The sequence below is a fragment of the Agrobacterium sp. P15N1-A genome, assembly GCF_044626815.1.
GTDB classification, from domain to species: Bacteria; Pseudomonadota; Alphaproteobacteria; order Rhizobiales; family Rhizobiaceae; genus Agrobacterium; species Agrobacterium leguminum.
This window is the reverse complement of record NZ_JBIUPF010000001.1, coordinates 776,732-791,710: the sequence shown is the minus strand read 5'-3', so window position 1 is coordinate 791,710 and position 14,979 is coordinate 776,732. Positions and strand designations below refer to the sequence as shown.

12 protein-coding genes and 2 tRNA genes are annotated in these 14,979 nt (G+C 60.9%); 4 read left to right on the top strand and 10 right to left on the bottom strand.

The window, feature by feature from the left end:
• Nucleotides 1–93 precede the first annotated feature (93 nt).
• Nucleotides 94–2,820 (top strand): pyruvate, phosphate dikinase, encoded by a 2,727-nt coding sequence (ppdK, locus tag ACIK7D_RS03920; protein ID WP_003520484.1) that lies wholly within the window; start codon nt 94–96, stop codon nt 2,818–2,820.
• Here the strand turns inward: ppdK and ACIK7D_RS03915 are convergent.
• The 3 genes from ACIK7D_RS03915 to ACIK7D_RS03905 all read right to left on the bottom strand — a co-directional run bounded on the left by ACIK7D_RS03915 (nt 2,798) and on the right by ACIK7D_RS03905 (nt 5,176).
• Nucleotides 2,798–3,070, bottom strand: a complete 273-nt coding sequence (locus ACIK7D_RS03915; protein WP_035260597.1) for a hypothetical protein — start codon at nt 3,068–3,070, stop codon at nt 2,798–2,800. The genes ppdK and ACIK7D_RS03915 overlap by 23 nt on opposite strands.
• A 191-nt stretch (nt 3,071–3,261) precedes the next feature.
• Complete coding sequence (locus tag ACIK7D_RS03910; protein WP_080817468.1) at nt 3,262–3,660, bottom strand: hypothetical protein; 399 nt, start codon at nt 3,658–3,660, stop codon at nt 3,262–3,264.
• Nucleotides 3,661–3,811: 151 nt separating this feature from the next.
• Complete coding sequence (locus ACIK7D_RS03905; RefSeq protein ID WP_080817467.1) at nt 3,812–5,176, bottom strand: dicarboxylate/amino acid:cation symporter; 1,365 nt, start codon at nt 5,174–5,176, stop codon at nt 3,812–3,814.
• A gap of 520 nt (nt 5,177–5,696) precedes the next feature.
• Between ACIK7D_RS03905 and ACIK7D_RS03900 the strand changes: the two genes are divergently transcribed.
• Nucleotides 5,697–6,617, top strand: coding sequence for a DUF1499 domain-containing protein (locus ACIK7D_RS03900; protein ID WP_400155676.1), 921 nt, complete (start codon nt 5,697–5,699; stop codon nt 6,615–6,617).
• Between the two features lie 203 nt (nt 6,618–6,820).
• Here the strand turns inward: ACIK7D_RS03900 and ACIK7D_RS03895 are convergent, their stop codons facing one another.
• Nucleotides 6,821–7,729 (bottom strand): MBL fold metallo-hydrolase, encoded by a 909-nt coding sequence (locus tag ACIK7D_RS03895; protein ID WP_400155675.1) that lies wholly within the window; start codon nt 7,727–7,729, stop codon nt 6,821–6,823.
• A 202-nt stretch (nt 7,730–7,931) separates the two neighbouring features.
• Here ACIK7D_RS03895 and ACIK7D_RS03890 point away from each other — a divergent pair.
• A tRNA-Gln gene (locus ACIK7D_RS03890) sits at nt 7,932–8,006 on the top strand.
• A 12-nt stretch (nt 8,007–8,018) separates the two neighbouring features.
• Here the strand turns inward: ACIK7D_RS03890 and ACIK7D_RS03885 are convergent.
• From ACIK7D_RS03885 to ACIK7D_RS03870, 4 genes are all read right to left on the bottom strand, one after another.
• Entirely contained in the window at nt 8,019–8,330 is a 312-nt protein-coding gene (locus ACIK7D_RS03885) for a type II toxin-antitoxin system RelE/ParE family toxin (protein ID WP_400155674.1), read from the bottom strand.
• Nucleotides 8,320–8,601 (bottom strand): type II toxin-antitoxin system ParD family antitoxin, encoded by a 282-nt coding sequence (locus ACIK7D_RS03880; RefSeq protein ID WP_400155673.1) that lies wholly within the window; start codon nt 8,599–8,601, stop codon nt 8,320–8,322. Before ACIK7D_RS03880 ends, ACIK7D_RS03885 begins: the two co-directional genes overlap by 11 nt.
• A gap of 184 nt (nt 8,602–8,785) precedes the next feature.
• Nucleotides 8,786–10,534 (bottom strand): malate dehydrogenase (quinone), encoded by a 1,749-nt coding sequence (gene mqo, locus ACIK7D_RS03875; protein ID WP_400155672.1) that lies wholly within the window; start codon nt 10,532–10,534, stop codon nt 8,786–8,788.
• 388 nt (nt 10,535–10,922) lie between these two features.
• Entirely contained in the window at nt 10,923–11,345 is a 423-nt protein-coding gene (locus tag ACIK7D_RS03870) for a hypothetical protein (RefSeq protein WP_003520473.1), read from the bottom strand.
• A gap of 264 nt (nt 11,346–11,609) precedes the next feature.
• Here ACIK7D_RS03870 and ACIK7D_RS03865 point away from each other — a divergent pair.
• Nucleotides 11,610–11,686: transfer RNA gene (locus ACIK7D_RS03865), tRNA-Pro, on the top strand.
• 833 nt (nt 11,687–12,519) lie between these two features.
• Here the strand turns inward: ACIK7D_RS03865 and cysN are convergent.
• Both cysN and cysD read right to left on the bottom strand, forming a co-directional pair.
• Nucleotides 12,520–14,004 (bottom strand): sulfate adenylyltransferase subunit CysN, encoded by a 1,485-nt coding sequence (cysN, locus tag ACIK7D_RS03860; RefSeq protein ID WP_080856054.1) that lies wholly within the window; start codon nt 14,002–14,004, stop codon nt 12,520–12,522.
• Complete coding sequence (cysD, locus tag ACIK7D_RS03855) at nt 14,004–14,957, bottom strand: sulfate adenylyltransferase subunit CysD (RefSeq protein WP_003520470.1); 954 nt, start codon at nt 14,955–14,957, stop codon at nt 14,004–14,006. Before cysD ends, cysN begins: the two co-directional genes overlap by 1 nt.
• Nucleotides 14,958–14,979 lie beyond the last annotated feature (22 nt).

Sequence of the window (14,979 nt, the reverse complement as noted above, 5' to 3'; positions counted from 1 at the left end):
TGCGATGTAAACTGCACGTTGCGGCGTTTCCAACGTGCCGCCAATGCTGTAGATGATAGAAAAATGACAACGCTTCTGGGTGGAGAGCGTGGAATGAAAAAATGGGTTTATACCTTCGGCAACGGTGCTGCCGAAGGCAGGGCAGGTGACGTTGCGATATTGGGCGGCAAGGGCGCGAACCTTGCCGAAATGGCAAGTCTCGGCCTTCCCGTTCCCCCCGGCCTCACCATCATAACCGACGCCTGCGCCCTTTATCACAAGAACGGTCGCGATCTTCCCGAAGAGCTGAAGCTGCAGGTCATGGCCGGCCTGCACGGCATGGAAACCGTGACCGGCAAGACCTTCGGCGGCAGCCACTCGCCGCTGCTCATCTCCGTCCGCTCCGGCGCGCGCGCCTCCATGCCCGGCATGATGGATACCGTGCTGAACTTGGGTCTCAACGACCGCACCGTCGAGGCGCTGGGCCATGATGCGGGCGACGCCCGTTTTGCCTGGGACAGCTACCGTCGCTTCATCCAGATGTATGCCGATGTGGTCATGGGCCTCGATCATGAGCTGTTCGAGGAAATTCTCGAGGACGAGAAGGGCCGCCTCGGCCACGAATACGACACCGACATGTCGGCAGTCGAATGGCAGCATGTCGTTTCGCTCTATAAAAAGCTGATCGAGGATGAGCTGGACGAAGCTTTCCCGCAGGACTGTCATGTCCAGCTCTGGGGTGCGATCGGCGCGGTCTTCGCCAGCTGGACCAACCACCGCGCCGTGACCTACCGGCACCTGCACAATATTCCGGGTGACTGGGGCACGGCGGTCAACGTTCAGGCCATGGTCTTCGGCAATCTCGGCTCGTCCTCGGCAACCGGCGTCGCCTTTACCCGCAACCCCTCGACGGGCGAGGCGGAGCTTTACGGCGAATTCCTCGTCAACGCTCAGGGCGAAGATGTGGTGGCGGGCATCCGCACGCCGCAATCCATCACCGAGGCCGCGCGTCTTGCCTCCGGCTCCGACAAGCCTTCGATGGAAAAGCTGATGCCGGAGGCGTTCAGTGAATTCTTGGCGATCTGCAAGCGGCTGGAAAACCACTATCGCGACATGCAGGATCTGGAATTCACCATCGAGCGCGGCAAGCTCTGGATGCTGCAGACTCGTTCCGGCAAGCGCACCACCCGCGCGGCCATGAAGATCGCCGTCGATATGGTGGAAGAGGGGCTGATCTCGCAGGAGGAAGCCGTCTGCCGCATCGAGCCCTCGTCGCTCGATCAGCTGCTTCACCCCACCATCGATCCCGGCACATCGCGCCCCATCATCGGCTCCGGCCTGCCGGCTTCGCCGGGGGCGGCGACGGGCGAAATCGTCTTTACCGCCGAAGAGGCGGTTGCGGCGGAAGCCGAAGGCCGCCGCGTCATTCTGGTGCGCATCGAAACCAGCCCGGAAGATATTCATGGCATGCATGCCGCCGAAGGCATTCTGACGACGCGCGGCGGCATGACCAGCCACGCCGCCGTGGTGGCGCGCGGCATGGGCATTCCCTGCGTCACCGGCGCCGGCTCCATGCGCGTCGATATGCGCAACAAGGTGCTGATCGGCGTCGGCTGCATGTTGAAGCGCGGCGATGTCATCACCATCGACGGCTCTTCCGGCCGGGTGCTGAAGGGCGAGGTGCCGATGACGCAGCCGGAACTCTCGGGCGATTTCGGCAAGCTGATGGAGTGGGCCGACAGCCTGCGCCGCATGACCGTGCGCACCAATGCCGACACGCCGGCCGACGCCCGTGCCGCGCGCGCCTTCGGCGCGGAAGGCATCGGCCTCTGCCGCACCGAACATATGTTCTTCGAGGGCGACCGCATCCATGTGATGCGTGAGATGATTCTCGCCGAAAGCGAAAAGGGCAGGCGGGCGGCGCTCGATGAGCTTCTGCCGATGCAGCGCTCGGATTTCACCGAACTCTTCCAGATCATGCACGGCCTGCCGGTGACGATCCGCCTGCTCGATCCACCGCTGCACGAATTCCTGCCGAAGACCGATGGCGAAATCGTCGAGGTGGCGGCCGCCATGGGCATGCCGCAGACGGTGTTCCGCCAGCGGCTGGATGCGCTGCACGAGTTCAACCCCATGCTCGGCCATCGCGGCTGCCGTCTCGCCATTTCCTATCCGGAAATAGCCGAAATGCAGGCCCGCGCGATTTTTGAAGCCGCCGTTGCGGCAGCGCGCATCACCGGCGCGCCGGTCGTGCCCGAGATCATGGTGCCGCTGGTCGGTCTGCGCTCGGAACTGGATTACGTCACCGAAGTCATCGACGGCGTCGCAGCTGCGGTGGCGCAGGAGACCGGCATGGAGATCGAATATCTCACCGGCACCATGATCGAGCTGCCGCGCGCGGCACTGCGCGCCCATGTGATTGCGGAAGCGGCGGAATTTTTCTCCTTCGGCACCAACGATTTGACGCAGACTACCTTCGGTATTTCCCGTGACGATGCGGCGCGTTTCATCAACACCTATCAGCGCAAGGGCATCATCGAGCGTGACCCGTTCATCTCGCTCGATTTCGACGGTGTGGGAGAATTGATCCGCATCGCCGCAGAACGCGGCCGCCAGACGCGGCCGGAACTGAAGCTCGGCATCTGCGGCGAACATGGCGGCGACCCGGCCTCGATCCATTTCTGTGAGGATGCCGATCTCGACTACGTGTCCTGCTCGCCCTTCCGCGTGCCCATCGCCCGCCTGGCTGCAGCGCAGGCAACGCTGGCGGCGAAGAGGGATGAGGGCAGGGTGGCGAGCAATGTCGCCTTCATTCCTGTCAGGGGTTCTGTTGGACGATGATGCGCCGCTCCACCACCACGGGGCGGTAGAACATGTCGCGGTTCATCTGCGCCTGCCAGGCGCGGTTGTCGGCGCGGCGGTCCATTTCCAGATCGAGAAGGCAACCGGCCATCGGGTCCGTGCCGGGGCGGAAACCATAACCCCGGCATGTCGCCTCATCCCGCGCGCGACGCTCTTCCGGCGTCAGCGTCTGGCAGGCGGTGAGCGCCAGCATGGCGGCAAGCGCACCGAAGACGATGGAAACGCGCATTTTGTTTCTCCCTTAACATGACAGCCGTACGGCACTTTTATTGCCGCGATTGATACGCCTGTTTTCATGTGGGGAAAAGCCGCGTTGGGGCGGAAAGTTGCATCAATCCGTCATGGAGAATGGCTTGGCAGGCGGCGGCGATAGCGTTGTCAGGCGGAGTAGCGTCGCAAAATCCGACATACTCCCCTTGCTCAGGAATCACGCAGAAAAGACGGCGGGAACAAACCCTGTTGAATGAGCCAGTCGCCGAGGAGAACCGTGAGGATGGCGATGACGACGATGCCGCCGATAAATGCGAGGAGGCCGAGCGTGGCGCGCGTCCACCGGCGGGTTTGATAGAGGTAAATCGCAAGCCCGATGGGTGCGAGCAGAACGGTGGTGATTTTGGCGGCGGAGCTGCGCCGGAGGTTCCGCTTTTCGGCATCCTCTATCTGCCACCAGGCAAATAGCGTGATGATGCCGATCATCTGCACCAGATCGTTTGCGGTAAAGGAGGTTGGAGGCCCGGCAGGCCAGACGGCCGCGTCGATCAGAAGCCCAAGCGAGATGAAAGCGAGCAGGCCGACATAGATCCAGTTACGTTTCGCCATGCACAGTTTCCGCTCAAAGTTGCGCTCTTGTCCGTGCCGCTATCGCTATCGATGAAATTATCACCGTCAACCCCAAACTATCAGGGAGCAACGGAAATGGTCCGCATGGGGCGTTTCCTTTTTCACCGGAAACACCCCATGATTATCGCTGTCAGGCCGGCGCTGCTTCCCGGTCGTCGAGTGCGTCGATATCCTTGGCGTTGTTATAGACGGCCTCATCGAGAATGCCCTCGCGCTTGGCGACGATGGTGGGCACCAGCGCCTGGCCGGCGACGTTGACCGCCGTGCGGCCCATGTCGAGGATCGGGTCGATGGCGAGCAGCAGGCCCACACCTTCCAGCGGCAGGCCGAGCGTGGAGAGCGTCAGCGTCAGCATCACCACGGCGCCCGTGAGGCCTGCCGTTGCGGCGGAACCGAGCACGGAGACGAAGACGATCAGCACATATTCCTGAATGCCGAGCGGCACCTGGAAGAACTGCGCGATGAAGATCGCCGAAATCGCCGGATAGATGGCGGCGCAGCCGTCCATCTTGGTGGTGGCGCCGAGCGGCACGGAGAAGGCGGCATATTCGCGCGGCACGCCGAGGCTCTTTTCCGTCACGGTTTCGGTGACGGGAAGCGTGCCGATGGAGGAACGCGACACGAAGGCGAGCTGGATGGCCGGCCATGCGCCCGCAAAGAAGCGCGACGGCTTCAGGCCATGGGCGATCAACAGCGCCGGATAGACCACGAAGAGCACCAGTGCGAGACCGATATAAACGGCCGCCGCATACCAGCCGAGCTGCGACAGCGTTGTCCAGCCATATTGATCGACAGCGCGGCCAAGCAGGCCGATGGTGCCGATGGGGGTGAGGCGAATGACCCACCACAGGATTTTCCGCACGATGGCGAGCAGCGACTGGTTGAAGGCGAGGAACGGCTCCGCCGCCTTGCCTGCTTTCAATGCGGCCACACCAAAGGCAATCGACACCACGAGCAGCTGCAGCACATTGAAATTCAACGAGGTGCTGCCGGCGCCGTTGGTGATTTTGGTCGAGGCTTCGAGGCCGAAGACGTTGGCCGGGACGAGGCCCTTCAGGAAGTCGAGCCAGGAGCCGGTGGAGGAGGGCGCCGCTGCTGCCGTATTGGCAATGGCCGTATTGACGCCCGGCTGGATAACGAGGCCGAGCACGATGCCAATGACGACGGCGATCAGCGCGGTGATGGCGAACCACAGAAGCGTCTGCCAGACGAGCTTCGCCGCATTGCTCAAGTTCTTGAGATTGGCGATGGAGGCGACGATGGCCGTGAAGATCAGCGGCGGAACCAGCGCGCGCAAAAGCTGCACGAAAATGCTGCCGATGGTTTGCAGCGTCACCGAAAGCCAGTTCGGGCTGCCGGCGGCATCGGGACCGATGTTGCGCGCAACGAGCCCGAGCAGCAGGCCGATGACCATGGCGATCAGAACCTGAAAGCCGAAATTGCGATAAAAGGGTTTAGGCCCGGAGGGGCGGGCGGACGTCGTTGCCTGTGACATGACATGTCTCTTTATTGTGCAAGAAAACGAGAATGTTGCACTTTTTACACGCATTCTCGAGGGAGGTCGCCGAGAATACGCCGATTTCCTCAGCAATTAAGGGATGAACGTGCGTATTTGTTGCGTTGCCGGGGAATAATTCTCTTTAGGCGAGGCAATGCGGAAAAATATTCCGCTCCTTCGTCGCCTTCGACGTCAGAGTCCTAAAACCTATAGTTTGGCAGTGTCATAGCCTGATATTCCGTCACCCCGGACCTGATCCGTGGTCCAGCGCGATCAAGTCCTTGATCGCAAAAGACTCATTCCTCACGGCGCAGCATGGCTGGATGCCGGGATCATCCTTGGGCTTGTTCCGGGGACCGGCATGACGGAGACGTTCGCGCGCTTTAGCGGACGGATCGCCTCCTCCTTTGTTTTCCTCGCCGCAAATCCGGTCTATGACATCATATGCAGGTGATTCCCTGCCAGAATTCGGGTGCAACGCTTTTTAGCCAATGCGATCTAACGGATATCCGCTTTCATGACTGTGCGTTTCGTCCGGCCTTTTTCGGTTGCAGCCTATCTTTCCCGCTATCTCGGTCTTGCGGCGCTTGTGCTGTTTCTCATCGCCGCCGGCATCCACCGTTTCGGGCCGCTGACGATGCCCGATCTAGTCGGTCTGCTCATCATCGCTGCCGGCATCGCTCTCGCGGCCGTGCTTCTGGCGTTGATCGGGCTTGAGCGGCTGTGGACCAGGGGCGCGCGCGGCGGCCTTTCGGCGCTTGCGGCGCTGCTCCTCTCGGCCCTGCCGCTCGGCGTGGTCGGTTACGGCGCTTTTCTTTATTGGCAGCAGCCGAAGATTTACGATATCTCCACCGATCTGACCGACGTGCCGGAATGGCTGGTGACGCCCGTGGCCAACCAGCAATGGCTGGTGCGGCCTGCGACTATCACCAAGACCGACCGCGATGCGCAGATGGAGGCTTATGCCAGCCTCGCCGGCCGCCGTTATGAAGGCGCAATCGACCGCATCTATGCCGCCGCCAAAAAAATGGCCGCCGCCCAGAATATCCGCATCGTCCACACGAAGGGGGTGATCGGGGCGGAAGATGCGCCCTCCGCCGGCGTTCCGGAGCAGGACAGGACGCAGCCTGCGGAAGAGGGGCCGGTCGAGGATCTGCCCTCCATCGTGCCGGTGCCCATGGCCCGCCCGACGGACGCGCCGTTGCCCACTTTCTTTAACGGTAGCGGTGTGGTGCTGATGCAGGGCGAAACGCGCACGCGCATCTGGGGCCTGCGTTTCGATATCCTCATCCGACTTAAGGAAGAGGCGGAAACCACCATCGTCGATGTCCGCGTCGCCTCCCGCTACGGCCCGCACGATCTCGGTATGGGTGCAGCGATTGCGGAGGCCTATCTCGATGCGCTGGATGCGGAGATGCAGGGGTTGAACGACAATTGAGGGCCTTTGGAGGGTGAAGACTGACGAAGTCGCCCCGAAACCTCTTTCCCGTCATGCTCGGGCTTGTCCCGAGCATCTGCTACGCCGCGATTGAATGAGACGTGATTGGATCCTCGGGACAAGCCCGAGGATGACGTCGCGGGTGAGAGGCTGCATATTTGGGCCTCACAGGCTCGAAGACTTGTTGCGTGCCTGTCGTTTCTTTACGCCGGAAAATACTCACCCAAAAGCGAAGGCGCGCCGTCCGTCTGCACCTCGCCCTTTTCGATCAGGTCTTCGATATGCGCGAGCACGGAAAGTGCGGCCGCGCCATGCAGGCGCTTGTCGGTGCTGGCATAGATCACCTTCACCATATCGGCGATCAGCCGGTCGCCTTCACGGATACGCTTCAGAACCGCCTTTTCGCGCATGCGGCGGTGGGCACGCAAGCCCCGCATGAAGGCGGCGGGATCGGTGACCGGGCCGCCATGGCCGGGCAGGAACAGCCGGTCGTCGCGGGTGAGCAGCCGTTCCAGCGAGGCCATGTAATCGCTCATCGCCCCATCCGGTGGCGCGACGATGGTGGTCGCCCAGGCCATGACGTGATCGGCGGAAAAGACGATGCCGCTGCCATCGAGCGCGAAGGCGGCGTGGTTGGCCGTGTGTCCCGGCGTATGCAGCGCGGTAAGCCGCCACCCGTCGCCGGAAAGGCTTTGGCCGTCGCCAAGCGCGATATCGGGTAGAAAAGCTGTATCGGAACTTTCGGCAAAGGGGTTTGTCTCGCCCGTGTGCAGCGGGCGCGCGGCACGGTGTGGACCTTCGGCCACCGTTATCGCCCCGGTCGCCTCCTTCAGCCGGCTGGCAAGCGGCGAGTGATCGCGATGGGTATGGCTGACGAAGATATGGGTGACCTCGCGGCCCTTCAGCGCCGCCATCAGCGCCTGAAAATGCGCCTCATCCTCCGGACCGGGATCGATGACGGCGACGGAACGGTCTCCGACGATATAGGAGTTGGTGCCATGGAAGGTGAAGGCGGAGGGATTGTTGACGGTGATGCGCTGGATCAGCGGAGCGACGGGAACCGCCTCGCCATAGGCCGGCTGGAAATCGAGATCGAATGCCGGGTCCGCCATCGAGACCTCCTGAAAAATGCCATGCCAGCTTGAGCCGCAGCTTCAGCCGCGCCATCGCCAAGCCCTAACATGCGAACTTCGCCACGGCATCCAAAAAGCTTGAATTTTGTGAAAAAATAAGTCGCCGGGTCATTGCCGGGCCGGGCAGGCTTTGCTAATCAGGCGCGGTTCAGGCAGCGGCGTTTCGCCTTCGCTGCCCTGTTGGGGCGTCGCCAAGCGGTAAGGCACCGGTTTTTGGTACCGGCATTCCCAGGTTCGAATCCTGGCGCCCCAGCCATCTCTTCCAAAGTCAGAACAACGTTCGCATGTCCCGGCGACCATCGATCACGCGGACGATTTCCACGGAATATATTTCGCCGTCATCGGTATCCGGCACGGTTTCGTAGAGAATGACATAAGGTGCTTCAACGAGCATACGGGCGGACGGAAAAATTTCCGGATGGCGTTCGCCAAGGTGAGGATGGTTGACCAAGCGCTCCACTTTGGCGCGGAACCGGGCGAAATATCGCTCTGCGGCAAGAGGCTGTGATTTGCCGATATCGATATAGATTTTCTTCACATCGCTACGCGCGCGGGGCGTCCAGACAAGCTTAGTGGTCACGATTTTTCAACGAGGCCAGTTCTGAACGGGCTTCATTGAGCGCCTCGTCGAAATCCACTTCGGTTGAACCGCCACTGGCTTTGCCCTCAGCCCACAATGCGCGCAGCTTGGCGATGTCGTCGCGTCGCTGAACCCATTTTGCCGACCAGTCTCGCATCGCCTCACGGATGACTTCGCTGCTGCTGGCATAAGCACCGCTTTCCACGGCGTCACGCAAAATCTCGGCGTGCTGGGGCGTCATCGAAACGCTGATCTTTTCAACGTTGGCCATGTCATTTCTCCATGGGTATTGGTAGGAATTATTACCACCAACTGGTTTTTAGCGCGAGATATTTTTTCGACGGCTAGTGGGAATGCACCGGAAGATGCCGGTGCGTGCGGAGAAGCCATCTCCAACAAAAACGCCGCGCATCCAGAGACACGCGGCGTCCAATCTTAAATCTCGCGACAATGCCTTAAAGCGCGATATCCGGCACCTTCTTCACCGGCGCGCCCGCAGGCGCCGCACCGGCGCCCTTCAGCGCCTCAAGGTCGATCTGCGGCGGGGTCGGCAGCTGCAGGTGTTCGGCGGTGTAGGCCCATTCCTGCTGCACCTTTTCCGGATCGTCATTGAGCTTGGTGCCGTAGCTCGGCACGATCTGGCGGATCTTGGCCTGCCATTCAGGCGTCGCGACCTTGTCCTTGAACACCTTTTCCAGAACGCTGAGCATGATCGGCGCGGCCGTGGAAGCGCCTGGCGAAGCGCCGAGCAGGCCGGCGATGCTGCCGTCCTTGGCGGCGACGACTTCGGTGCCGAGCCGCAGAACGCCGCCCTTTTCTTCGTCGCGCTTGATGATCTGCACGCGCTGGCCGGCCTGCCACAGGCGCCATTCGCCCTGCTTGGCATTCGGGAAATATTCCTTCAGCGCGGCAAAACGGTCATCATCCGACATCATCAGCTGGCCGGCGAGATATTCCACCAGCGGATATTCATCGATGCCCACCCGCACCATCGGCCAGGCATTGCTGGTGGTGACGGAGGAGACGAGATCGAAATAGGAGCCTTCCTTCAGGAACTTGGTGGAGAAGGTGGCAAAAGGTCCGAACAGGATGACACGCTTGCCGCCCAGCATGCGGGTATCGAGATGCGGAACCGACATGGGCGGCGAGCCGACCGAGGCCTTGCCATAGGCTTTCGCCAGATGCTGCATCGTTACGTCAGGGTTCTCGTTGATGAGGAACGAGCCGCCCACCGGGAAGCCGGCATAATCGTCCGCTTCCGGAATGCCGGACATCTGCAACAGGTGCAGCGCGCCGCCGCCGGCGCCGATGAACACGAATTTCGCATCCACCACCTGTTCGGCATCGGTCTTGGCGTTGGTATAGGTCACGCGCCAGCTGCCATCGGCATTGCGCTGGATGTCGGAAACCTCGCTATTGACCTGCAGGTCGAAATTCTGGTCGCCCTGCAGATGCGAGACGAATTGCCGGGTGATTTCGCCGAATTCCATGTCGGTGCCGAGCGGCGACCAGGTCGCGCCGATCTTCTGGGACGGATCGCGGCCTTCCATCATCAGCGGCACCCACTTCTTGATCTGCTCGGGATCGGTGGAATATTCCATGCCGGCGAAAAGCGGGCTGGCTTTGAGCGCCTGATAGCGCTTTTCCAGATAGGCGACGTTCTCGTCGCCCCAGACGAAGCTCATATGCGGCGTGTGGTTGATGAAGGAGCGCGGGTTCTTCAAAACGCCGTTGCGCACCTGCCATGCCCAGAACTGCCGGGAAATCTGGAAGGATTCGTTGATGTTGACGGCCTGGGTGATCTTGATGTTGCCGTTGTCGTCTTCCGGCGTGTAGTTGAGTTCGGCAAGCGCCGAGTGGCCGGTGCCGGCATTGTTCCAGCCGTTCGAGCTTTCAAGCGCCACGCCATCCAGCCGCTCCAGCATCTGCATCGACCAGGTGGGCTCCAGTTCACGCAGCCAAACACCGAGCGTCGCGCTCATGATGCCGCCGCCGATCAAAAGCACATCCACCTTCTTGGCAGCCGTATTGGCGAGAAGCGGGGAAGAGGGCAGCGCCGCTGCGGCAATTCCGGCGAGAGCACCGCCCAGAACCTGTCGGCGGTTCAGCGGAAGCGCGCCGGGGGCAAATGCATGGGAAAGGGTAGTTTCCTGGGAGAGATCAGTGAGCTGGGATTTGTCTTGATCGATGGGAGTCACGGCCATACCTGATTCTTGTTTTGTGTTAAAAACATTCCTCCCGTTCGCCCCGTTACAGCAAAGCGCAAACCGGCACAACCCGGACTCTTTCACTCCAGTTCAAGCAGTTTTGCAGGGATTTTGCAGGGACATATGGTCGCAACGGCCATTTTTGCGGTTTTGCCGATCGTCAATTTCATGACGGCGAAGATTAGCCGACGCTTTCAAACGGTTGAAAGGGTTCTGTGAGCGGGATATCGCGGAAAGGCGGATATGGCGCCGTTTCCGGCGCGTCACGGGTCGCAGGGGGCGGCTGTAGGCAAAAATTTTTTCAGAAAAATGACAATAATCCCGAAAAAGTGAAAAGGCCCGCCGGTTCGGACGGGCCTTGCTGCATCTGGCCGGTGGCCGAAGATCAGTCTGCGGCGAGGAATTCCGCGCAATAGCTCGGGCCGTTGATGCCGGGGCGGTCGGAAACCGTGCGCACGGCGGTAATCTTGTAATCGCTGGAAACGACGAGCTGCACCGTGCAGGAGAGCGAGGCGGTGCGGGCGGGCGAGATCTGGCGACCCTTCTTGCCATCCTTGCCTTCTTCGAACCTGGCCGGAATGGTGGCCTTCCTGTAGCCGCCGCGCCAGTTATAGACGGTGGAGCTGCCGGTTTCCGTATCGCTCAGCGGCGGGCCGAATTTCGCGAAGAAAATGCCTGCGGACTGGCCGACCCAGCGGGTCTCAACGGGGCTCTTCTGGGTAAAAGAGGGAGTGGAGCCGCCCGTGGAAGTGGTGCAGGCCGAGAGCGCAATGGCAAACGCTGCAAGCGTTACGCTGCGAGATAGCATGGTGAAATGTCCTTTGTGCCGTGTCCGGCTTCCCGCCGGTCATTCCGTTCCCCTAGCAGATTTGGAGACGGCGGGCAGGGGAGGTGTGCGGCTCGATGAAAATTTCCTGCCACAATTGCTTTTTTGTAACGTTTTGAGGCCTTCCAGCCGGTGCCACAGGCTCCTGGCAGGGTTGTTTCAACAGATGGGAAAAACTTGTCACAAAAAATGCAATAAGCCGCTTGTCGAATGCCGGAGGCTGGTCTATAGAAGCGCCGCTGGTCACGGAGTGTAGCGCAGTCTGGTAGCGCACCACGTTCGGGACGTGGGGGTCGGAGGTTCGAATCCTCTCACTCCGACCAGCTTGAAGCCCAATAGATACAGCGGCTTGCAACTCATCCCGAAAATTCCAAGATCGAAATCTCGCACCAAAATCGGACGTGTGAAAACCCGTTTCGGCTGGACTGCATTCGCCGCTCGCATCTGAAAATCAGGGCGCAGGTGCGAATAACTGCGTTCAAATTGCCGTTCTTCAACCGGTATGCGCTTTGGGAGGGGGCTTTCCACATCCGCTCACGGATGCGAATCGTCGCCATCAACGCTTCGGCGGACTCTTCTTGTCGCCACCCGGCGTCCCAACAAAAGAGGCCCGTCGCTCCGCCAAGCGCCAGGCCTCAATGTCGCGGCCTGTTTCAGGGGACGCGCGACAGGAATCGTCTTAGAAGCCTCAATTCTTCTTCACAATCCAAGAAGTTATCCATCACCGTCATGGGCCCTGAATTTCAGGGGCATCGTCGCGATCAACTTATCGCGATCAAAAAAGAGGCCCGCTGCTTTTTCAAACAACGAGCCTCTATTGGGCCGCTTGGCGGAGCGACCGCATGCAAATTCGCCTTTCGTGCATGAACGTCGAATGAACAAACAGCTTTTTATGCCGCCGAGAAACAACCCGTAAAAATCAGGAGAGCGGCATGGATCGGAAAGCCATCTCAGCCGTTATCTAACCATACAACAATGGAGGATAGCATGCTGAAGGGTATCGCATTGTGGGCTATGGGCGTTCCGATCTTCGTGATCATTCTGCTTTATATGTTCGTGTTTTAAGCCATCCGCAGTCTCTGACACGGAAAAGGCTCTGAAACGAAAAAGGCGACCGCTTTAACGGTCGCCTTTTGTTTGTCTGAGTGGGTGCCTGTCAGCCCAGATCGCCGATCAGCCGCGCGGCCGTTGCGCCGTCCGTGCGGCGGATGTCGATCTCATCGCGGTGCTTGGCGAGGAGCTCGCTGGCCAGCAGCTTTTCCGCAAGATCGGCGGGCAGCGAGAGAATGACCCGGTCGCCCTTTTCTTCCGTCGCACCGACGCTGCGCTTGCCGGCGATCATGCCGCCCGCAACCGTGTTGTTGGTGTCGGGGTCGATCAGAATGAAGGAACCGGTCGAGCGGTTCTGTTCATAGGGATCGAAGATCGCCGTCTCGTCGAAGGAAAGCCGCACCTTGCCGATGGCGTTCATCGGCAGCGAGGTTTCATGCGCCTGCCATTCGCCTTCCTTCAGGTTCAGCTGGCTGACAGGCTGCACGCTGACGCGCTGGCGGCGGCTGCCGCTTTTCAGCCAGTAGCGTTTGCCTGCCTCGATGCCGCCCGGCTGCAGCGCCACGATCTGGGCGTCGAAGGCAAGGCCCGTCTGCGGCTGCGCCTCGATGGAGACGATCATGTCGCCGCGCGACACATCCACCTGACGGTCGAGGACGAGCGTGACCGCATCGCCCGCCACGGCGGCGTTGCGCACCAGATCGAAGGTGACGATCTGCTTGACATTCGCGACCATGCCGGAAGGCAGGACGACGACGCTGTCGCCCGGCTTTACCGAACCGCCGGCAACCGTGCCCTGATAACCGCGGAAGCTTTCACCGGGGCGCGAGACGCGCTGCACCGGCAGGCGGAAGCCGCCGGATTGCGCGGAGCGCACCGTGGCAAGCTCCAGCGTCTCCACCAGCGTCGGGCCTTCATACCAGGGCATGGAGGCCTTGCCGGAGAGAACGACGTTTTCACCCTTCAGCGCCGACATCGGAATGGCGGTGATCTGCTTGATGCCGAGATTGGACGCGAAATCGCGGAACTCATGGGCGATCAGTTCGAAACCGGCCTTGTCGTAATGCGTCAGGTCGATCTTGTTCACCGCCAGCACGAATTGCCGGATGCCCATCAGCGCTGCGATGGTGGCGTGGCGGCGGGTCTGTTCCAGAATGCCGGTGCGCGCATCGACGAGCAGCACGGCGAGATCGGCGGTGGAAGCGCCGGTCGCCATGTTGCGGGTATATTGCTCATGGCCGGGCGTGTCGGCCACGATGAAGGCGCGACGGTCGGTGGCGAAATAGCGATAGGCGACATCGATGGTGATGCCCTGTTCGCGCTCCGCCTGAAGACCGTCGAGCAGCAACGCGAAATCGGGCAAGCCGAGATCGTTCTGCTTGCCGCTGTCGCGGTGCAGTGTTGCGGCCTGGTCTTCCTTGACGGCCTTGGTGTCCCAGAGAAGACGGCCGATCAGGGTCGACTTGCCGTCATCGACGCTGCCGCAGGTGATGAGACGTAAGGGGCGCGTATCGCGCGCCGCCTTCGAATGCTCTGCGAAGGGCAGGATGGTTGCGGAAGAGGAGGGGGTGTTGGCGGCGGCAGTGCTCATCAGAAATACCCCTCGCGCTTCTTCTTCTCCATTGAGCCGGACTGGTCGCGGTCAATGGCACGGCCCTGCCGTTCGGAAACGGTGGCGATTTCGAGTTCCGCGATGACTTCCTGAAGCGTCGCCGCCTCGGAACGGATCGCCCCGGTCAGGGGGAAGCAGCCGAGTGTCCGGAAGCGGATCGAGCCGTGCTTGATCTCTTCGCCGGGCAGCAGTTCCAGCCGCTCGTCTTCGGCAAGGATCATCATGCCGTCGCGCTCCACATAGGGGCGCTCGGCGGCGTAATAGAGCGGCACCAGCGGAATGTTTTCCGCCTCGATGTAACGCCAGATATCCACTTCCGTCCAGTTGGAGAGCGGGAAGGCGCGCACGCTTTCGCCCTTGCGGACCATGCCGTTATAGATGTTCCACAGTTCCGGGCGCTGGTTGCGCGGGTCCCATTTATGGTCGGGCGTGCGGAAGGAATAGATGCGCTCCTTGGCGCGGCTCGCCTCCTCATCGCGGCGTGCGCCGCCGAAGGCCGCGTCGAACTGGCCGGCATCGAGCGCCTGGCGCAGCGCTTCGGTCTTCATGATGTCGGTGTAAAGCGCCGAACCGTGGGTGAAGGGCGTTACGTTTTCGCTCGCACCGCGCGGGTTGGTGTAGGAAATCAGGTCGAGATCGTATTCCTTGACGATATTGTCGCGGAATTCGATCATTTCCTTGAACTTCCAGCCGGTATTGACGTGCAGCAGCGGGAAGGGAATGCGGCCGGGGAAAAAGGCCTTACGCGCCAGATGCAGCAGCACGGACGAATCCTTGCCGATGGAATAGAGCATCACGGGCTTGTCGAATTCGGCGGCTACTTCGCGGAAGATGTGAATGGCTTCGTTTTCAAGCGCCTTCAGATGGGGATCGAGCGGCGGCTTGGATGCGACAGTATTCTTGCTGTCCGTCTCGTGGACTGCGTTGGACATTGTGAACTCCGGGAATGTACTG